We start from the raw sequence: 19,475 nt of genomic DNA, 5'->3' as shown, positions 1-19,475 counted from the left end.
CCGGGCATCGAGTGTGTCGTGTGCGGCATCCCCGTGATCCTAGGCGGGTCTCTCTCCGCTTGTTTCAGACGCGCCCACCCGCCGCCCACCACCACCCTCAACGGAAGGCGCGTCGCACGACTGACCTGGTCGGGCATCTCACGGTTCCCCGTACCGGACTCTCGGGGAAGATGGTGACGTGGCCCCGGTCGACCTGATCGTTCCGATGAAACCGCCGCGTGTCGGCAAGTCCCGGCTGCGCGGCGCGGTCGAAGAGCGGGCACATCCGGAACTGGTGCTCGCGCTGGCCGCCGACACGCTCGCCGCCGCGAGCGCGGTCGCGCGCCGGATCCTCCTCGTCGCGACCGATCCGGCGGCCGTGGCGGATCTGGCCCGGTTCGGCGCGGAGATCACCGGTGACGCCGGCGCACCCGGCCTCAACTCCGCGCTCCGGCACGGCGAGGCGCTGTTGCGGGCGCGCGACCCGCACTCGGTGATCGGCGCGCTCCAGGCGGATCTGCCCGCGCTGCGCGCCGGCGAACTGGCGGCAGCTTTCGCCGAAGCCGGGCAGCGAAGGGCATTCGTCGCCGACGCGGCCGGTACCGGCACCACCCTTCTCCTGTCCGCCCCGGGCGGCCCGCTGAGCCCACGGTTCGGAAACGGCTCCGCACCGGCTCATGCCGATTCCGGCGCCGTCCCGGTGACCGCCGCGCTGCCGACGCTGCGCCGGGACGTGGACACGCCCGACGACCTCGCGCGTGCGGAAGAACTCGGCCTGGGCAAGTGGACCGCCGCGATCCTGTGGGAACGGAGAGTCGCATGAACCTGTCGCGATCGTTGCTCGGGCTCGCCGGTCTTGTCGTTCGCGCCGCGGTGACCGTGCTGAACGGCTCGGGCGGAGTATCGGCAAGCAGTGCCGATTTGAGGAACAATGCTGATGTGAGCAGCGAAGAGATCACCTCAGGCGAGCGCACCCTCCACCGGCCCGAACCCACGTCCGGTCCGCGGTTCAACGCGGTGCCCCCGGCGCCGCCCGCGGTCACCGCGGAGCCCGAACAAGGTGAGTCACTTCCCGACGACCGCTACCTGAACCGTGAGCTGTCCTGGCTGGACTTCAACGCCAGAGTGCTGGCCCTGGCCGAGGACTCGTCCCAGCCCCTGCTCGAACGCGCCAAGTTCCTGGCGATCTTCGCGTCCAATTTGGACGAGTTCTACATGGTGCGAGTGGCGGGCCTCAAGCGCCGCGACGAGACCGGCCTGCCGGTGCGCAGCGCCGACGGCCTCACCCCGCGCGAGCAACTGGCCTACATCGCCAAGCGCAACCAGGACCTCGTCGAGCGGCACACGCTGGCCTTCGAGGACCACGTCCGGCCCGAACTGGCCAAGCATGACATCCACATCGTCACGTGGGCCGATCTGGAGACCGCGGACCGGCTCCGGCTTTCGGCGTACTTCAGCGACCAGATCTTCCCGGTGCTCACGCCGTTGGCGGTGGATCCGGCGCACCCGTTCCCCTACATCTCCGGGCTCTCCATCAACCTCGCCGTCACCGTGCGGGATCCCCAGGGCGGCACCGAGCGCTTCGCCCGCGTCAAAGTGCCGAACAACGTGCCGCGGCTGCTCCGTGTCGAGCGTCAGCGGGAAGGCCGCATCGCGACCTTCCTGCCCCTGGAGGAGCTGATCGCGGCGCATCTGGGCGAGTTGTTCGCCGGCATGGAGGTCATCGAGCACCACGTTTTCCGGGTCACCCGCAACGCGGACTTCGAGGTCGACGAGGACCGTGACGAGGATCTGTTACAGGCGCTGGAACGGGAACTGGCGCAACGCCGGTTCGGGCCGCCGGTCCGGCTCGAGATCGCCGAGGACATGAGCGACCACGTACTCGACCTGCTCCTGCGGGAACTCGAGGTGGACCCGCGCGACGTGGTCGAGGTGCCCGGCCTGCTGGACCTGACCTGCCTGCACCAGCTGTCCAGTTTGGACCGGAAAGAGCTGAAGGACCGCCCTTTCGTGCCGGCCACTCACCCCGCCTTCGGTGAGCACGAGACGCCGAAGAGCGTGTTCGCCACGCTGCGCGAGGGTGACATCCTGGTGCACCACCCGTACGACTCCTTCTCCACCAGCGTGCAACGTTTCATCGAGCAGGCCGCGCACGACGACAAGGTGCTCGCCATCAAGCAGACGCTCTATCGCACCTCCGGCGACTCGCCGATCGTGGACGCGCTGATCGACGCGGCCGAGGCGGGCAAGCAGGTGGTGGCCCTGGTGGAAATCAAGGCCCGTTTCGACGAGCAGGCCAACATCACCTGGGCGCGCACACTGGAGCGCTCCGGGGTGCACGTGGTCTACGGACTGGTCGGTCTCAAGACCCACTGCAAGGTGGCGATGGTGGTGCGCCAGGAAGGGTCGACGATCCGCCGTTACTGCCACATCGGCACCGGCAACTACAACCCGAAGACCGCGCGGCTGTACGAGGATCTCGGCATCCTCACCGCGGACCCGGCCATCGGCGCCGACCTGACCGACCTGTTCAACGTGCTCACCGGGTATTCCCGGCAGGACACCTATCGGGACATCCTGACCTCGCCCGGCGGTATCCGGCGCGGCATTCTGCGACTCATCGCGGAGGAGATCGACCGCAAGCATGCCGGGGAGGACGCCGGCATCCGGATCAAATGCAACTCGCTGGTCGACGAGCAGGTGGTCGACGCGCTTTATCGGGCGTCCCGTCACGGTGTGCCGGTGGACGTGGTGGTCCGGGGCATTTGCGCCCTCAAGCCCGGGGTGCCGGGATTGAGCGACAACATCGCGGTCCGTTCGATTCTCGGCCGGTTCCTCGAGCATTCGAGGGTCTTCCATTTCCGCGCCGGCGGCACGCACTGGATCGGGAGCGCGGACATCATGCACCGGAATCTGGACCGCCGGATCGAGGCGATCGTGTCGGTGAAGGACCCCAAACTCACCGCGCGGCTCGACGAGATCCTCGACTCCGCGCTGCATCCGGAAACCCGCTGCTGGGTGCTCACCTCCACCGGGGAATGGTCACCGTCGCCCGCCGAGGGTTCGAAGGTTCGCGATCACCAGGTCGAGTTGCTGACCAGGCAGGGGGCCGAGGGGTGAACGCGAGGCCGCCCGGGGAGGTCAGGGCGGCCGGCGCGGTGCTGTGGCGTGACACCTCGCGGGGGGTGCGGGTCGCGGTGGTGCACCGGCCCCAGTACGACGACTGGTCGCTGCCCAAGGGCAAGCTGGACCGCGACGAGACGGTTCCCGCCGCGGCGGTCCGCGAACTCCGGGAGGAGACCGGCTTTTCCGCCACGCTCGGCAGGCGACTGTCCACGGTCCGGTATTCGGTGGACGCGGGCCGGAAAACCGTCGAATACTTCAGTGCGGCCGCCGGGGAGGGCACCTTCGAGGCCAACGCGGAAGTCGACGAACTGCGCTGGTTGTCTCCCGCCGAAGCGGAGAAAGCCCTCACCTATCGCCGCGATGCCGCCGTGCTCCGCGCGTTCATGGCGCTGCCTGCGCCGCTGAGCACCGTTCTGCTGGTGAGGCATGCCAAGGCCGGGAAGCGCGGCGAATGGACGGGAGACGACGATTTGAGGCCGCTTTCCTCCGCGGGGGCGCGGCAGGCGGAGGCGGTCCGAAAGCTGGCGCCGTTGTTCGGGGTGGACCGGGTGTTCTCGGCGCCGCCGCTGCGGTGCGTGCAGACCGCGGCGGGTACGGCCGAGGATCTCGGCACGGAGGTCGGAATCGAGCCGTCCCTTTCGGAAACCGGCTACTGGCCTGACGCCGACCGCGGGCTTTCGCGGTTACGCGCCATCGTCACCGCCGGCGGGACGCCCCTGATCGCCAGCCAGGGCGGGGTGATTCCGGATTTGCTGTCCTCGCTCGCCGCTCGCGCCGGTATCACGCTTCCCGCCGGCAAACGCGGGACCGTGCCGTGCAAGAAAGGTTCGGTGTGGGTGCTCTCGTTCCACGCCGGGTCGTCCAACGGCGGTCCTCTGCTCGCCGCCGCGGATTATTATCCGACCGCGCTCCCCGCACCCGCTCCCGCCCGCCTTTGACCGCCACTTTCCCGATGCCGAATGTGGCGACTGGCCGGTAATGCGTCGGCGATGAACGCTACGCGCGTGTAACGTTCCCGGATTTTCATCCGGGAACGGCACCGAGGAGAGGCCGAAAGGCCGTGCGGCCGTATTCCGTCACGGCCGGAGACAAGCTCCGGACGCGGCAGGGCCCGCACTTCGCTGGCGAAGTGCGGGCCCTTGCCGTTGAAGCGGCGGTGCTACTTCTTCTTCCGCGTGGTGGCGGCGGGCTTCTTCGCCGCCGTCCTCGACGCCGCGGGCTTGGCGGTGGTCTTCGCGGCGGCCGCCTTGGTGGTGGCGGGCTTCTTCGCCGTGGTCGCCTTGGCCGCGGTGGTCTTCGCCGCGGGCTTCGGCGCCGCCTTGGTCGCCGCGGCCGCGCGGGTGCGGGTCGTGGTGCTGCGGGTCGCCGTCGGGCGCGTGGTGGTCGCCCGGCTGGTGGTCCGCGAAGCGGTGGCCCGCGTGGTGGTGCCGGTGCCACGAGTGGACGCACCGGTCGACCGCTTGACCGCGGTGGCCTTCGGCAGCTTCTTGGCGCCGCTGATGACGTCCTTGAACGTGGTGCCGGCCCGGAAAGCGGGCACATTCGTCTTCTTCACACGCACGGTCTCGCCGGTGCGCGGGTTACGCGCGGTGCGGGCGGCGCGGGCACGCTTCTCGAACACACCGAAGCCGGTGATGTTCACCTTCTCGCCCTTGTTCACCGTACGGATGATGATGTCGACGAGACCGTCAACGGCCTCCGACGCAACCTTCTTGTCGCCCAAACGCTCCGAGAGCGCCTCGATCAACTGGGCCTTGTTGGCCATTCCAGTCCTCCATGAAGAACTACTTCTCACACGGCCACATCGGCCGACTTGCGCACACGGTATTACCAACCGGGGGGAAATTCCAAACGGCACGCGGAATTTTTTCCCTCTCGGGCGTGGTTTCCGCCTCTTGAGCGACCCTCCAGGGGGCTTCCGCGTGCCGTTCTCCCGCGCCGTGAGTTCCTCAGGATTCCCTTGCTGAGCAGCGAATCTGTGCTACGAGACGGCCGCGGGGAGGGTCACCGGGGCCCAGGCGGGCCGTCCGGCCTCGAACTTCTCGATCTCTTCGGCGTGTCGCAGCGTCATGGCGATGTCGTCGAGCCCTTCGAGCAGCCGCCAGCGGGTGTAGTCGTCGATCGCGAAGGCGGCGGTGAAGTCCTTGGCCCGCACCGTCTTCTCCTGAAGGTCCACGGTGACCTCGGCACCGGGCTCGTTCTCGAGAATCTTCCACAGCTGTTCCACGTCGGATTGCTCGCACTGGGCCGCGACCAAGCCCTGCTTGCCAGCGTTACCACGGAAGATGTCGGCGAAGCGGGCCGAGATGACCACACGGAACCCGTAGTTCATCAATGCCCAGACGGCATGTTCGCGCGAAGAACCGGTGCCGAAGTCCGGGCCCGCGACGAGCACACTGCCCGCCTTGAAGGGTTCCTGATTCAGGATGAAGTCCTCGTCCGCGCGCCAGGCGGCGAACAGCCCGTCCTCGAAACCGGTACGGCTGACCCGCTTCAGGTAGACGGCCGGGATGATCTGGTCGGTGTCCACGTTGGACCGGCGCAGGGGCACCCCGACGCCGGTGTGGATCTTGAAAGCTTCCATCACGAAAACTCCTCGTCGTCTGACGTGTCAGGCCGGTTGCGGCTCGGCGGGAAGGTCCTCGGGGGACGACAACGTGCCCCGCACCGCCGTCGCGGCGGCTACCAGCGGGGAAACCAGGTGCGTGCGGCCGCCCTTACCCTGCCGTCCCTCGAAGTTCCGGTTCGAGGTCGAAGCGCTCCGCTCGCCCGGCGCGAGCTGATCGGGGTTCATGCCCAGGCACATCGAACAGCCCGCCTGCCGCCATTCGGCGCCGGCGTCGAGGAAGATCTTGTCCAGCCCTTCGGCCTCCGCGGCCTGCCGCACCCGCATCGAGCCCGGCACCACGAGCATCCGCACGCCCTGGGCCACCTTGCGGCCCCGCAGCACATCCGCCGCGGTGCGCAGGTCCTCGATCCGGCCGTTGGTGCAGGAACCGAGGAACACCGTGTCCACCGCGATCTCCCGCAGCGGCGTGCCCGGTGTGAGATCCATGTAGGACAACGCCTTCTCCGCCGCGAACCGCTCCTGCTCGTCCGCGATCAGCGCCGGGTCCGGCACCGACGCCGACAGCGGAAGCCCCTGCCCGGGATTGGTTCCCCAGGTGACGAACGGAGTCAGCGCACCGGCGTCGATGAAGACCTCGGCGTCGAAGGAGGCACCCTCGTCCGTGCGCAACTCGCGCCAGTTCGCCACCGCGGCGTCCCAGTCCGCGCCCTTCGGCGCGTGCGGGCGGCCTTCCAGGTAGGCGAAGGTGGTCTCGTCCGGGGCGATCATCCCCGCGCGCGCACCGGCCTCGATGGACATGTTGCACACGGTCATCCGGGCCTCCATCGACAGCGCTTCGATCGCGCTGCCGCGGTACTCCAGGACGTAACCCTGGCCGCCGCCCGTGCCGATCTTCGCGATGACGGCGAGGATGATGTCCTTGGCGGTGACGCCCGGACGAAGCTCGCCCTCCACGGTGACGGCCATCGTCTTGAAGGGACGCAGGGGCAGCGTCTGGGTGGCCATCACATGCTCCACCTCGGACGTGCCGATACCGAAGGCCATCGCGCCGAAAGCGCCGTGGGTCGAGGTGTGGCTGTCACCGCAGACCACCGTCATTCCGGGCTGCGTCAGCCCGAGCTGCGGGCCGATCACGTGCACGATGCCCTGCTCCGCGTCGCCCATCGGGTGCAGGCGGATGCCGAACTCGTTGCAGTTGCGGCGAAGCGTGTCGACCTGCGTGCGGGAGACCGGATCGGCGATGGGCAGATCGATGCCCTCGGTGGGCACGTTGTGGTCCTCGGTCGCGATGGTCAGGTCGGGCCTGCGGACCTTCCGTCCCGCGAGGCGCAGGCCGTCGAAGGCCTGCGGGCTGGTCACTTCGTGTACCAGATGCAGGTCGATGTAAAGCAGATCGGGCTCCGCGCCTTCACCGCGCCGGACGGTGTGCGCGTCCCACACCTTTTCGGCCAGCGTGCGCGGCCGTGTGGTCGTCATCTCCAGGCTCCTCTCGCGAGGTTCGGCCGGGAACACCGGAGAACTCGTCACAGCACGAGCCCGGCTGGTTTCCCGTATTGTGGACTTCCCATGATTCGGGAAGATAGTATCGCGTCGTGGGACAGCATAGCCCTTCTCAGCAGCACAGCGGAATCGGCGTTCTGGACAAGGCGGTGGCCGTACTCCAGGCCGTCGCCAAGGATCCGTGCGGACTCGCGGAACTGTGCACCCGGACCGGTCTCCCCCGCGCCACCGCGCACCGCCTCGCGGTCGGTCTCGAGGTGCACCGGTTGTTGCGCCGCGGGCCGGACGGCCGATGGCGCCCGGGCAGCGCGCTCGCCGAACTCGCCGGTGGTGGCGCGGATCCCCTTCTGGACGCCGCCGCGTCGATCCTGCCGAAACTTCGCGACATCACCGGGGAAAGCGTTCAGCTCTACCGCCGCGACGGAATCCAGCGCGTCTGCGTGGCCACCGCGGAACCGGCGAGCGGGCTGCGCGACACGGTTCCGGTCGGGACGCGCATGCCGATGACGGCGGGTTCGGGGGCGAAGGTGCTCGCCGCGTGGGCCGATCCCCACACCCAGCGCGCGATTCTCACGGACGCCGTGTTCGGTGAACGGACGTTGCTGGAGGTCCGGCGGCGGGGGTGGGCGCAGAGCGTCGCGGAGCGCGAGCCAGGGGTGGCCAGCGTTTCCGCGCCGGTACGGGACTCCTCCGGCACGGTCGTCGCCGCCGTCTCGGTTTCCGGCCCGGTCGAACGGATCGGGCGCAAGCCGGGCATTCGCTGGGCCGCGGACCTTCTCGCCGCCGCGGAAACCCTTCAAGAGCGCCTCTGAGACCACCGCCTTTCGTCACGATCGCGGGGACGCGCGAACTCGCGGAGGAACATCGAGACCACCGGCCGACTCCCGCTTGCCACTCACGGACAGCATGGTCCGGAGGAACGCGTAGACCACACGGGTTCGCGTACCGTGTCGGCGTGGCTCTTCCCCCGTCACCACCCGACTCGCGCCGGGAGTCCCGGTCTGGGCCGTATTCCGCCCCACGGCGGCGTCTGCCGGTCGTCCGCCTTTCCCTGGCCCTCCTGCTGATCCTGGGCGGCGTGTGGGGAGGACTGGCACTCCACCGGGCCGCCCAGCCGCCGCCGTGGACCGGTCCCCCGCCGTTCGTCGTCCCGCCGCTGACACCGGCCCCGCAGTCGGCGATCCCCAGCGCCACCGCGGTTCCGGCCGATCAGGAGGCCTGGATGGCCCATCTGGTGTCCACAACGGATCTTCCACGGCGCGCGCTGCGCGCCTACGTCGACGCCGAAGTGAAAGCCCGGTCGTCGAACCCCGGTTGTCACATCACCTGGGCGACCATCGCGGGCCTGGGGCGCGAGGAATCACACCACGGTAAGCACGAGAACTCCTCGATCGACGCCGACGGTGTCGCCAGGCCGCCCATCTTCGGTGTCCCGCTCGACGGATCCCCTGGTCTCAAGCGGTTCCCCGACACCGACGGTGGCAAGCTCGACGGCGACCCGGTGTGGGACCGTGCCATGGGACCGTTGCAGTACCTGCCGAAGACCTGGCGCGACTGGGGCGTTCGCGCGTCCGGCGACGGCGCCCGGCCCGATCCGCAGAACATCGACGATGCGGCCATGACCACCGTGCACTACCTGTGCGGCGTGGCAGGCGACCTCGGCACGCCCAGCGGCTGGTGGAACGCGATCATGACCTACAACACCTCCACCACTTACACGCAGGAAGTCTTCAGCGACGCCGACGCCTACGCCCGGGCGGCCCTCAAACCCTGACCCTCGTTTTTCCCGATCCGGCAAGCCCGGGCTCCGGTTTGGTGGAGCAAGGGACGATTCGCAGTAAACGTCCCTTGCTCCACTACAAAACCCGGGCGAACGGTCAGTTGACGCAGTTCTGGTCGCCGGCGGTGATGGGGGGCGGGGCGATGCTTGTGGACGGTGGGACCGCCTTGACGCCGACGGCGGACTGGCTGCCCACGTCGGGCGCGCTGTCCGGGCCGGAATAGCCCGAGCCCAGCAGGACACGCAGATGACCGGCCCGCAGACTCGGATTGAGCGACACCGTCACGTCATTGCCGAGGAACGTGGCGAGCTTCTGCGCTTCCGCGCGGTCTCCGCTGCCATAGCTGACTACGGTGCCCTTGCGGGTGGAGATCGACGTGGCCGCGCCCATGCTGTACCCGTGGGCGCCGAGATCCCGCAGCAGGCGGGCGGCCAGGCCGTTGACGCCGGCTCCGTTGTCCACGTCGACCGTCACGTTCGCGGAACCATGCAGGCCGTCGGACGGGGGCGCGGTCGTGGTCGCCGGAGGCGCGGACTCCGGCGGGCCGCCGATCGCGCCGGAGATGAACTTCTTGACCTGCGCGGGATCGACCTGGATGGAGTCACCGTCGGAGGTCTGGTAGTCCACATCGAGCACCGGGATGGTCTCGAACTTGATCTTGCCCGCGCTCATGCTGCGCAACTGCTGCGCGAAGGACAGGATGTCCCAGCCCTGATCCAGGGTGATCGTCTTCTTCACCGCGTCGACGAGCGCGTTGAGCTTCGCGGTGTCCGTCAGGGTGCCCGTGGACAGCACGGTGTGCGCCATGCTGGCCATGAACGCCTGCTGCCGTTTTATCCGGTCGAGATCGCCGTTGAGCAGGCCGTGCCGCTGCCGCACGAAGGCCAGTGCCTGCTTGCCGGCGACCGTCTGCGGCCCGGCCGGGAACTTCGCGCCGGAAAAGGTGTCGTTGACCGCCTGGTTGAGGCAGACCGGCACGCCGCCGATCGCCTGGCTGATGTCATAGAAGCCGACGAGGTTCACCGAGGCGAAGTGGTTGACGGTGAGCCCGGTGAACTGTTCCACCGTCTGGATCGCGTTCTTCGCCCCGGCCTGTGCCGCCTGCACGTTCAACGAGTTGCCGGCGACCCCTTTCGACTGCAGGGTCTGCCGGGCCGCGACCTCCGCGTAGGTGTACGCGGAATTGATCTTGTGGCTGCCGAAGCCACCGGCGAGCCGCACGTAGGAGTCACGCGGGATCGAGAACGCGACGGCGTCACCGCCCCCGGCCGGGATGTGCACGAGGATCATGGTGTCGGTGTTGTCGCCGCCGTCCGAGCCGTCCCCGGCGTGCAACTCGTCCAGAAGGGACTGCGGGAGCGGGTTGCCCTGCGCGTCATTGCGACTGTCCAGGCCGACCAGAAGGATGTTCTGCTCGTCGGCCACACTGACCGTCGCCTCCGGGTCGATCACGTTCGCCGTGGCGAGGCCGGAGACGAGCCGGTTCATCTGCGCCCAGCCGTAACCCGTGCCGCTGAGCACGAGCAGGGACACCAGGCCCACGGCCGCCCGGCCCATCACACGAGAGACTCCCACGTCTCAAGTGAAGCACTACCCGTATTCGGATACCGTGAAGGGCTACCAGAACACATGTTCGATCGTTCGGTACCATGGGGGACATGGCGGTACCAGGGTTTCAGGGGTCGCTGTTCGGGCAGGCGGAGACCGTCGCGGTCTCGCCGCTCGAGGCCGTGCGGCGCACGCCGTTGACCGCCGGCGCCTGGATCGACCTGGTGCCCGGCTGGCTGACCGGCGCGGATGTGCTGTTCGAGCGGTTGGTGGAGGTCGTGCCGTGGCACGCCGAGCGGCGCCGCATGTACGACCGCGTTGTCGACGTGCCGCGGCTACTCAGCTTCTACGCCGAGGAGGACACGCTCCCCCACCCCGCGCTCGCCGAGGCGCGGGCGGAGCTGAGCCGGCACTACGCGGGCGAACTGGGCGAGCCGTTCCGCACCGCGGGCCTGTGCTTCTACCGTGACGGGCGCGACAGCGTCGCGTGGCACGGCGACACGATCGGGCGAGGCGCCAAGGAGGACACGATGGTCGCCATCCTGTCCGTGGGCGCGCCGAGGACGCTGGCGCTGCGCCCCAGGGCGGGCGGAGCGACCGTCCGGCGGACGCTCGGGCCCGGGGACCTCGTCGTGATGGGTGGTTCGTGCCAGCGCACCTGGGAACACGCCATCCCGAAGACCACCAGGCCCGTCGGCCCGCGCATCAGCATCCAGTTCCGCCCCCACGGCGTGCGCTGAAGTGACGGTGCTTCGAGAGCCACGGCCCGTCTACGCGAATCCGATCGCGCGCCTGTGAGACACCGCGAGCTACGAGCGCGCCCACTTTTCGCCGACGGTGGCCCATTCGAGGTCCCACCGGCGAACGCGGCGACGGTCGAGCACGAAGCGGCCCGTCCGGTAGGCGACGAACAGGATCAGTACGGCGACCAGCCAGGCGAAGAATCCCGAAAGTACCGCGGCGGTCGTGACATCGGGCTGCGACATGGGAGCCTCGGCGGGATCTCCCGAGTCGGTCAGCCAGATCGGCACCGTGCTACCGGCCTTGGTGCCCGGATCCGCGGGGACGGTCCCGACGCGCTCGGCCCCGTCCGGGCCCGTCCACCGTGCGTGGACCGTGGCCGACGGGGAAGGCGCCACGGCTCCGTCCGTGGCGGGGAGCGAATTGGGAGCGTTCTCGGTCAGCGTGGCGACGGCGAGGTGACGGGTGAGCCGCTGTTGCTGGGACAGCGCGAGTTGTCCCTCATAGGTGCCTGCTCCGAGGAGCGCGGCCAGTGGGAGTGCGACGAGGATTCCGAGCACGACGACCATGAGCAGGGCGCTTTCGACCCGATCGGAAGTCCTGGCCAGTGGGTTGTGGCCGATATGGATGCGGCGCCAGAAGCGGGCGATACGCCCGGATGGTCCGGTCACGGCCTTGTATCCCCCTTTCTGTCGGCGAAGACGACGGTTCACGGGACATGGCGACGAACCGCCGGTACCATCTCGGTACCCACTTTGCCCTGTGGGTACGCGAAAATTCGCGCGAACGAGACCAAGGCCGCTTTGAGCCGCCGGTCACATCCGCGGTGTTATCCGGACGCGGCAGACACTTCACACCCCCCGCGTAACGATCAACGCTTCCTATGCTGGCACGAGCGCGGCCTCTCGCGGCATCATCCGAAAGCGTGGGTCTTGGGGGTGACTCTCCGTGCACTCAACGAAACCGGGCGCGGCTACCGGGTGAAATCGCCGAAATCGCCGCCACGGCCGGCTCCCGCGGCGAAGCGGCGGGAGCCGGAAAGGGCGTCGGCCCCAAGGGAAATCGTGCCGTGCCGCCATTCCGCCGCGATCGCGTCCTGTTCGGAAAGACCTTCCTGCCCCAGCACGGAAAGCCGATCCTGACGCAGACACGTCTGGGGGAACCGCGTGAGTGACGCGGCGAGGTCCTCGGCCGCGGCACGTTCGGTGCCGCGCGGCACGACCCGGTTCGCCAACCCGATCCGCAGCGCTTCCGCGGCGTCGACCGGCCTTCCGGTCAGGATCATGTCCATCGCGGCGCTCGTCCCGATCAACCGGGGAAGCCGGACGGTGCCACCGTCGATGAGCGGCACACCCCAGCGGCGACAGAACACACCGAAGACGGCGTCCTCGGCGGCGACCCGGAGATCGCACCACAGCGCGAGTTCCAGGCCGCCCGCCACGGCGTGCCCGGCGACCGCGGCGATCACGGGCTTGCCGAGCCGCATCCGGGTCGGCCCCATCGGGCCCGGCCCGTCACCGTCCAACCGGTTCATCCGCGTGGTGCCCATCGCCTTGAGGTCGGCGCCCGCGCAGAAGGTTCCGCCCTCGCCCCACAAGACCGCGACGGCCGCGCTGTCGTCGGCGTCGAATGCCTGGAAGGCTTGGAAAAGAGCCTCCGCGGTCGGTCCGTCCACGGCGTTGCGTGCCTGCGGACGGGACAGGATCACGGTCTGTACCGCCCCACGCCGTTCGACTCGTACCGCACCAGTCATGAACCCGACACTACCCATCCCGGTGTGCTTCACTCGGACGACGAAGGCGTCGGCGGGAAAGGGACTGTGGTCGTGGATTTCGAGTCCGTGGCGGACGAACTGTTCTCGGCGCCACGGGAGCGGTTCACCGCGCTCCGTGACGAGCGGGCACGGCAGGCGCGCCCGGATCGCGCGCTGGCGAAGAAGATCTCCGGTCTGCGCAAGCCGACCGTGGCGGCCTGGCTGGTCGACCAGGTGAGCCGGACCGCTCCGGAGGAGATCGACCGGCTGGCGCGGCTGGGCGAGTCGCTGCGCCGCGCGCACCAGAACCTCGCGGGCGCGGAGTTGAGGGAGCTCTCCCACGAACGGCACGAAGTCGTCGACATGCTGAGCCGGCGGGCAGAGTGGCTCGCGCGCAAGGCAGGTTACCGGTACGGGGACGACGCGGCACGGCAAGTCGAGGCCACCTTCGAGGCGATGGTGTCCGACGCGCGCGCGGCCGAAGCCGTGCGCGCCGGCCGGTTGAGTGCGGCGCTCACCCCGGGGGCCTCCGAAGAATGGTTCACCGCCACCGTCACCCCGGAAAAGGCGCCGCGTAAACCCGCGAAGAAGACCGAGCCGAAGGCCCGGCCCGAACCCGAGCCGCGGGAAAGGCCCGAGCCGAAAAGGCCCGCCGCGAAACCCGGGCGACCCAAAGCGCCGGAACCACGGAAACCTGACACCACCAAAGCACGCCGGGAAGTCAAGGAAGCCACCCGGACACGTGATCGGGCACAGCGAGCCTTGGCCGAGGCCGAACGGTCCGCCGACGCCGCGGCGGCCACGGTGGCCGATCTGCGGCGGCGGCTCGCCGAAGCGGTGGAACTCGAACGCGGGAAGCGCGCGGAAGTGACCGCCGCGCGCCGGGAACTCACCGCTGCCGAACGCGCGGCGCGGGCCGCGGAGAAGCGGCTCGGCGAGCGCTCCCCCCGATGAACGCGCCGGTGATCATCACCATCGCGCCGGTCACCGCGGTCAGCACGAACAGCCCGTCCGTCCCGCCGGACGCGCCCAGCACCACGCCACCGAGATAGGGGCCGAGGATGGCGCCGACCCGGCCGACCCCGAGCAGGTAACCCAGTCCGGTGCTGCGCGCGTGCACCGGATAGGTCATCGCGCACACGTTGTTGAGCATGAACTGACCGCCGATCAGGAAGAAACCGGCCGCGGCGATCGCGGCCACGTCGGCGATCGGGTCGTGCACCAGGACCACGAACGCCACCGCGACCGCGCCCAGACCGCACCACAGCACGAGGCTCACCCGTCGCCCGAGCCAGCGGTCGGCGACGTAGCCACAGAGGATCCCGCCGACGAACGGGAGGCTGTGCAGCGCCGCACCGAACCCGAATCCGAGTGCGAATCCCGCACCGCGCTGGACCATCAGCGCCGGCGTCCAGGCGGTAAGGCCGTAGTTGTCGAAGAGCAGGAACAGGGCCGACAACCAAAGCGCGATGGTGGTCACGCGATACGGCTTGCGCAAAGGCAACAGCCAGTCGCGGCCTGATTGTACGGATGTGTCAGTCGCGCGAAGCGCGTCCGTTGAGGGTGGCGGTGGGCGACGGGTAGGGGGAGCCGCGAAGCCCGATTCCGCGTACAACTGTGCCCGCTCGGGACGCACGCGAGCCATGATCGCCGCGGCTTCCGCGACACGACCACGCGCCACCAGGAATTCCGCCGATTCGGGAAAGACCGCGATGAACACGAGACCGACCACCGCCGCACCGGCGCCGACGGTGAACAGCGCCTGCCAGCCGTAGCGCGGGGTGAGCAGGATTCCCACGACGGAGGCGAGCACGGCACCGAGCGAAAACCCCGCCGCCGCCAGGGATGCCAGGCGGTACCGGCTACGGCCGGGAAGGTATTCGTTGATGTAGGCGGTGCCCAGCGGCATGATCACGCCGAGCCCGAGGCCGGTGATCATCCGGAGCACGATGAAACTTCCATACGAATTCGCGGCGAGCGCGGTGGCGAGGCTGCCGGCGCCGGAGAACACCAGACCGGCGATCATGACCGGACGACGGCCCAGCCGGTCGGCGGCCACGCCCTGCGCCAGCGAACCCGCCATCACGCCGATCAACCCGGCGGAGACCAGGAATCCCGACTCGCTCGGGGAAAGGTGCCACGGAACGGCCACGAAATGAATGACGTAGGACGGGGCGACGATGTCGTAGCCGTCGAAGGTGATCGCGAGGAACACCAGGGCCACCAGCAGAACGTGGAAGGGGCGAAGCGTGGCGCCGTCGAGTTCTTCGCGGATGTCGGGCTCGGGCATGGCCAGTCTCCTTTGACCGCCTGTTCCGGTGTCCGCTCGATCGTAGCCTCGCCTGCCCCCCGGTTGAAACGGCTTTCCGCTCCAGGGAAAGCCCGGTGATCCGGAAAATAAGACCACAATGGACAATCACGAGACATTCCGAGTACACAGTGGACGATCAAGTCCGCCACCGCGAGGACGCCACCGGCGGGACCGCACTGCCCCTGGAGACGACCCGAAGGCCCCTGAAACGGCGAACACGAGGGAAGCGTGGGAAAATCACCGGCAGGGCAGTTCGGCTTATTCGGTTAGCCCGGGTGGCGGAGGGGGTACGTACAGCGCATGAGAGCGTGGCAGGCGGTTCGGAGCCGGATCGCGGCGTTGCGGGAGCAGCGCCAACAGTGGAAAGCGGCCCAGGAACCGGCGATCGAACCGGCCGGCACCGGCCCCGAACCCGAACCGATCGACGCGGCCGAGGATGCCGCCGCCCGCATCAGCACCGACGATCAGCCTCTCGGGAAACCGGGGAAGCCGCTCGACCATCGTTCGCCCTTCTTCATCGGCCTGACCGGCGCGCTGGGGGTCGGAGTCGCCTACGGCTTCTTCCAGATCCTGATCTCGGCCCGGGACATCCTGACGCTGATCGGACTCGCGGTGTTCCTGGCGATCGGCCTCAACCCGGTGGTCGAATGGCTGACGAAGCGCCGCCTGCCCCGCTGGGCGGCGGTGTCCGTGGTGCTGCTGGCCGCCCTGGCTGTCGTCGCCGGCTTCATGGCCGCCGCGATTCCGCCGCTGGTGAGCCAGGCCACCGCGTTCGTCGAGCAGATTCCGAAGTTCTGGCAGGAACTGCAGGACCACAGCTCACTCCTCGGCCGGCTCAACGACCGGTTCCATTTGCGGGACCGGTTGACCGCGATGATCAGCGGAGACTCCGCGTCCCTGCTCCAGGGCGTGATCGGCGCCGGCCAGATCGTGCTGGGGGCGTTGGCTTCGACGGCCACCGTGGTGGTGCTGACCATCTACTTCCTGGCCGATCTCCCGCGGATCCGCCGGACGCTCTACCGGCTGGTCCCGCACACCCGGCGGCCCCGGGTGATCCTGATCGGCGACGAGATCTTCGCCAGGATCGGCGGATTCCTGCTGGGCAACCTGATCACCTCGGTGATCGCCGGGCTCGCCACGTTCGTGTGGACCGAGGCGCTCGGCATCCCCTATTCCGTGCTGCTCGCGATGTTCGTCGCGATCATGGATCTCATTCCGGTGGTCGGCTCGACCATCGCCGGAATCGTGGTGGTGCTCGTCGCGCTCACCGTGTCGCTGCCGATCGCGATCGCGACGGCGGGGTTCATCATCGTGTTCCGTCTCGCCGAGGACTATCTGCTGTTCCCGAAAGTCATGGACAGGACGGTCCGTGTCCCCGCCGTCGCGACCGTGGTGGCCTTTTTCGTGGGCGGCGCGCTGCTCGGAGTGATCGGCGCGTTCGTGGCCATTCCGGTCGCCGCGGTGATCGGTCTGGTACTCAAGGAAGTGCTCTATCCCCGGCTCGACCGGACATAGCCGCCACGCGGAGCGATCAACGCCCGAAGATGCGGGCGATGATGCCGGTCACCACCAGCCAGAACACCGCGGCCAGACCGTAGTTCACCAGCACCGCCAGCTGCGGGTTGCCGATCGGGAACAGGCCGGGGAAGAACAGCGCGAGCGGTTCCGCGAGCGACCTGATGAAACCGAAGAAAGCGTTCGCCTGATTGGCGCCGAGGAGCACCATGACGATGTAGATGGCTTCGATGAAGGCGAACAGAGCGCCTATTCCGCTGATGATCCGGGCAGCCGTGAGGTTGCCTCTGCTGTAGATGCGCGACCTAGTCATGGCACCGGGGTTTCCACTGCGCGGGAGCCGAAACCTCGTGTCAGGTCACAAACCGGTACAGCGGCGACCGCCGGAACGGTCTTTCCTTGTGTCCCAAAAGGTTCAGCGGCATCCCAGTCGGCACAGCAACAGGCACACGTCGTCGTCGTGGTCATCGGCACCGAGCATGTGCGACAGGATCAGGTCTCCCGCGTCCTCGGTGGCCAGGACCGCCGCCGCGCGGACGGCCTTCGCCAGCCGCTCCAGTCCCGCGTCGATCAGCTCGCCCCGGCGCTCCACCAAGCCGTCGGTGTAGAGGACGAGACTGCCGCCCGGCGGAACCACGGCCTCGTGCTCGTCGATCCGGAAACTGAACGGAAAACCGAGCAGGGGCGCGGTAGGGCGTTCCAGGAACGAGCACTCCCCTTCCCCGTCGCTGACCAGGATCGGCAGATGACCGGCGCTCGCCCAGGAGAGCCTGCCCGTCGCCGGTTCGAGATCCACCACGACCGCGGTGGCGAACAGCGTGCTTTCCCAGCCCCGCACCAGTTCGTTGGCCAGCCGCAGGGTGGCCGCGGGCCCGTGCCCCTCGATGGCGTAGGCGCGCAACGCGTTCTGCAGCTTCCCCATGAGCACCGCGGCGTCCAGACCATGCCCGGTGACATCGCCGACGGTCAGCGTGACCGTGCCGTCCCGGCGGGAGAAGGCGTCGAACCAGTCGCCGCCGACGTGGACACCGGTGGCCGCCGGACGGTAGCGCGCGCACAGCCGGAGCGGCCCCGGCACGCTCAGGCTGGGCAGCATCGCGCGTTGCAGGCGTTCCGCCAGTTCGCGCTCGCGCTCGTATTCGGTGGCGTTGCGCAGCGCCACCGCGGACCGGTCGGCGACCGCGGTGAAGAACGCCAGGTCTTCTTCGGAGAAGTCGCTGTCCTGGCGGCCGACTTCGAGGAGGCCGAGCATGCTGGGCCCGACGGTGAGCGGGATGAGCAGGCGCCGGGGCCCGCGCACCGGCTGCCCGAGTTCGAGCGCCCGCTCGACCTCGGCGTCCGGCGTGCCGTCCGCGGGTTCGCGGCGGAGCCGACCCGCCGCCGAGTGCACCCACACCGCGACCGAAGTGGCCACGCTGTCGCGGCGGATCAACCGCACCAGCGCCTTGACCACCTCGTGCCCGCGCAAGGACGAGGAGACCGTACGGCTCACCTCGTCGAGGAACGCCAGCCGCTGCCGTTGGCGCTCGACTTCGGCATGCAACGCCAGCAGGCCGGCGTTGGTCTGGGCCAGTTCGGACCGGTGCAGTTCCAGCTCCCGCCGCTGCTCCTCGACGGTTTCCCGCAACGACCGGATGAGCTCCTCGCCCATGCTCACTGAGCCACCGCCACCACGCAGGCGTCGTCGCGGCCGCGGCCGCACTGACCGAGCACCCACGCCGCGACGGTCGCCGGATCGTGGTCGAACAGGCCCGGCCACGAATTCGCGGTCCACCGGTCGGACACGCCGTCGGAGTGCATGAGCAGCCAGCTTCGCGACGACCAGCCGACCGTGCTCTCCCGCGCGCGGTTCGCGCCGGGCGCGCCGACGATGCCCGGCCGCGAGACCAGGCGCGTGGCGTGCCCGGACGGCGTGGCGTACAGCCGGCATGCGATGTTCCCGACGCCGCCGAACTGCACCTTTCCGTCGGCGGGCCGGATCTCGGCGACCGCGACGGTCGCTCCACGGGTATGGGCGATCCTCGTGTGCATCGTCTCAAGAATACGGCGAGGGCCCCACTCCGCGCTCCGCGCGACCGCCTCGATCGCCCCACGGCTGGCCTCCGCGGCACGTTCTCCGTGACCGAGACCATCGCTGAGGACGATCGTGTAAGCGTTCTCCGAGCGCACCGCCGTCCACATGTCGCCGGACTCGGTTTCACCGGGTGCGGTGAACAACGCGGCCCCGATCCGGGGACCGGTGACCGGTTCGGACCGCCATCGCGCGAGCACCGCGGTTCCCTGGCCGGGCCTCGAATAGACGTCGAAGAAGTCGGCCGCGCGGCGGACCGCGCCCAATCCCCCGCCCAGTGTGCCCGTGGTCGAGAAGCCGTCCCGCATGCTTTCGCTGACCCGCCCGATGCCAGGTCCGGTGTCGACCGCGTAGAGATCGAGCCCGCCCGGTGTCTCCATCACCCCGAACAACCCGTGCCCGGCATGCTTGACCAGGTTGGACGCGAGTTCCGAGGCCGCCAGCGAAACCCGCTGCGCCGGGAATCCCCTCCGGCGGGCGGCCGCCTCGGCCATCAGCCGCGCCCGGCCCACGTGGGAAGACTCGGACACGACGATGTCGGCCCTGGTCATCGCGGTGCCCCCGCTCGACGGCCCCGCCTC

18 protein-coding genes are annotated in these 19,475 nt (G+C 69.1%); 8 read left to right on the top strand and 10 right to left on the bottom strand.

What is annotated here, in order from left to right; genetic code table 11:
• The first annotated feature begins 205 nt into the window (after positions 1-205).
• Genes cofC through ACFSXZ_RS33420 form a run of 3 tightly spaced genes read left to right on the top strand, consistent with a single transcriptional unit; the run spans position 206 to position 4,043 of the window.
• Entirely contained in the window at positions 206-802 is a 597-nt protein-coding gene (gene cofC, locus ACFSXZ_RS33430) for a 2-phospho-L-lactate guanylyltransferase (protein WP_378270091.1), read from the top strand.
• Positions 799-3,099, top strand: coding sequence for an RNA degradosome polyphosphate kinase (locus tag ACFSXZ_RS33425; RefSeq protein ID WP_378269711.1), 2,301 nt, complete (start codon positions 799-801; stop codon positions 3,097-3,099). The genes cofC and ACFSXZ_RS33425 overlap by 4 nt, the downstream gene beginning before the upstream one ends.
• A complete protein-coding gene (locus ACFSXZ_RS33420; RefSeq protein ID WP_378269710.1) occupies positions 3,096-4,043 on the top strand; it encodes an NUDIX hydrolase in 948 nt (315 codons plus the stop codon). The genes ACFSXZ_RS33425 and ACFSXZ_RS33420 overlap by 4 nt, the downstream gene beginning before the upstream one ends.
• A 221-nt stretch (positions 4,044-4,264) precedes the next feature.
• Here the strand turns inward: ACFSXZ_RS33420 and ACFSXZ_RS33415 are convergent, their stop codons facing one another.
• The 3 genes from ACFSXZ_RS33415 to leuC form a co-directional block, all read right to left on the bottom strand.
• The gene (locus ACFSXZ_RS33415) at positions 4,265-4,870 is read right to left on the bottom strand and encodes an HU family DNA-binding protein (RefSeq protein WP_378269709.1); all 606 of its coding nucleotides are present in this window, start codon (positions 4,868-4,870) and stop codon (positions 4,265-4,267) included.
• A 216-nt stretch (positions 4,871-5,086) separates the two neighbouring features.
• Positions 5,087-5,689 (bottom strand): 3-isopropylmalate dehydratase small subunit, encoded by a 603-nt coding sequence (gene leuD, locus ACFSXZ_RS33410; RefSeq protein WP_378270089.1) that lies wholly within the window; start codon positions 5,687-5,689, stop codon positions 5,087-5,089.
• Positions 5,690-5,716: 27 nt separating this feature from the next.
• Positions 5,717-7,150, bottom strand: a complete 1,434-nt coding sequence (leuC, locus tag ACFSXZ_RS33405) for a 3-isopropylmalate dehydratase large subunit (protein WP_378269707.1) — start codon at positions 7,148-7,150, stop codon at positions 5,717-5,719.
• Between the two features lie 116 nt (positions 7,151-7,266).
• On the opposite strand from leuC, the gene ACFSXZ_RS33400 reads away from it, so the two are divergent.
• Positions 7,267-7,986, top strand: a complete 720-nt coding sequence (locus tag ACFSXZ_RS33400; protein ID WP_378269706.1) for an IclR family transcriptional regulator — start codon at positions 7,267-7,269, stop codon at positions 7,984-7,986.
• A gap of 143 nt (positions 7,987-8,129) precedes the next feature.
• Positions 8,130-8,948, top strand: a complete 819-nt coding sequence (locus ACFSXZ_RS33395; protein WP_378269704.1) for a murein transglycosylase — start codon at positions 8,130-8,132, stop codon at positions 8,946-8,948.
• A 103-nt stretch (positions 8,949-9,051) separates the two neighbouring features.
• Here the strand turns inward: ACFSXZ_RS33395 and ACFSXZ_RS33390 are convergent, their stop codons facing one another.
• Entirely contained in the window at positions 9,052-10,530 is a 1,479-nt protein-coding gene (locus ACFSXZ_RS33390) for an LCP family protein (RefSeq protein WP_378269702.1), read from the bottom strand.
• An 83-nt stretch (positions 10,531-10,613) separates the two neighbouring features.
• Between ACFSXZ_RS33390 and ACFSXZ_RS33385 the strand changes: the two genes are divergently transcribed.
• Complete coding sequence (locus ACFSXZ_RS33385) at positions 10,614-11,243, top strand: alpha-ketoglutarate-dependent dioxygenase AlkB (protein ID WP_378269701.1); 630 nt, start codon at positions 10,614-10,616, stop codon at positions 11,241-11,243.
• A gap of 69 nt (positions 11,244-11,312) precedes the next feature.
• Here the strand turns inward: ACFSXZ_RS33385 and ACFSXZ_RS33380 are convergent, their stop codons facing one another.
• Both ACFSXZ_RS33380 and ACFSXZ_RS33375 read right to left on the bottom strand, forming a co-directional pair.
• Positions 11,313-11,915: an Rv1733c family protein gene (locus ACFSXZ_RS33380; protein WP_378269699.1), complete on the bottom strand. Its 603-nt coding sequence runs from the start codon at positions 11,913-11,915 to the stop codon at positions 11,313-11,315.
• 302 nt (positions 11,916-12,217) lie between these two features.
• Positions 12,218-12,997 (bottom strand): crotonase/enoyl-CoA hydratase family protein, encoded by a 780-nt coding sequence (locus ACFSXZ_RS33375; RefSeq protein ID WP_378269697.1) that lies wholly within the window; start codon positions 12,995-12,997, stop codon positions 12,218-12,220.
• A gap of 72 nt (positions 12,998-13,069) precedes the next feature.
• Between ACFSXZ_RS33375 and ACFSXZ_RS33370 the strand changes: the two genes are divergently transcribed.
• On the top strand, positions 13,070-13,951 hold the full coding sequence (locus ACFSXZ_RS33370; RefSeq protein ID WP_378269696.1) for a hypothetical protein: 882 nt from the start codon (positions 13,070-13,072) through the stop codon (positions 13,949-13,951).
• Here the strand turns inward: ACFSXZ_RS33370 and ACFSXZ_RS33365 are convergent.
• A complete protein-coding gene (locus ACFSXZ_RS33365; RefSeq protein ID WP_378269695.1) occupies positions 13,887-15,287 on the bottom strand; it encodes an MFS transporter in 1,401 nt (466 codons plus the stop codon). The genes ACFSXZ_RS33370 and ACFSXZ_RS33365 overlap by 65 nt on opposite strands.
• 321 nt (positions 15,288-15,608) lie before the next feature.
• Here ACFSXZ_RS33365 and ACFSXZ_RS33360 point away from each other — a divergent pair, with 321 nt between their 5' ends.
• Positions 15,609-16,823 (top strand): AI-2E family transporter, encoded by a 1,215-nt coding sequence (locus ACFSXZ_RS33360; RefSeq protein WP_378269693.1) that lies wholly within the window; start codon positions 15,609-15,611, stop codon positions 16,821-16,823.
• 16 nt (positions 16,824-16,839) lie between these two features.
• Here ACFSXZ_RS33360 and ACFSXZ_RS33355 read toward each other — a convergent pair whose 3' ends face one another.
• The 3 genes from ACFSXZ_RS33355 to ACFSXZ_RS33345 all read right to left on the bottom strand — a co-directional run bounded on the left by ACFSXZ_RS33355 (position 16,840) and on the right by ACFSXZ_RS33345 (position 19,445).
• Entirely contained in the window at positions 16,840-17,136 is a 297-nt protein-coding gene (locus ACFSXZ_RS33355) for a hypothetical protein (RefSeq protein WP_378269691.1), read from the bottom strand.
• A gap of 102 nt (positions 17,137-17,238) precedes the next feature.
• A complete protein-coding gene (locus tag ACFSXZ_RS33350) occupies positions 17,239-18,474 on the bottom strand; it encodes a PP2C family protein-serine/threonine phosphatase (protein WP_378270087.1) in 1,236 nt (411 codons plus the stop codon).
• A gap of 2 nt (positions 18,475-18,476) precedes the next feature.
• Complete coding sequence (locus ACFSXZ_RS33345) at positions 18,477-19,445, bottom strand: SpoIIE family protein phosphatase (RefSeq protein WP_378269689.1); 969 nt, start codon at positions 19,443-19,445, stop codon at positions 18,477-18,479.
• Positions 19,446-19,475 lie beyond the last annotated feature (30 nt).

This window comes from Amycolatopsis pigmentata (assembly GCF_042684065.1).
Taxonomy (GTDB): Bacteria; Actinomycetota; Actinomycetes; order Mycobacteriales; family Pseudonocardiaceae; genus Amycolatopsis_E; species Amycolatopsis_E pigmentata.
The sequence above is the reverse complement of the archived record's forward strand: the minus strand, read 5'-3'. Positions and strand labels throughout refer to the sequence as shown.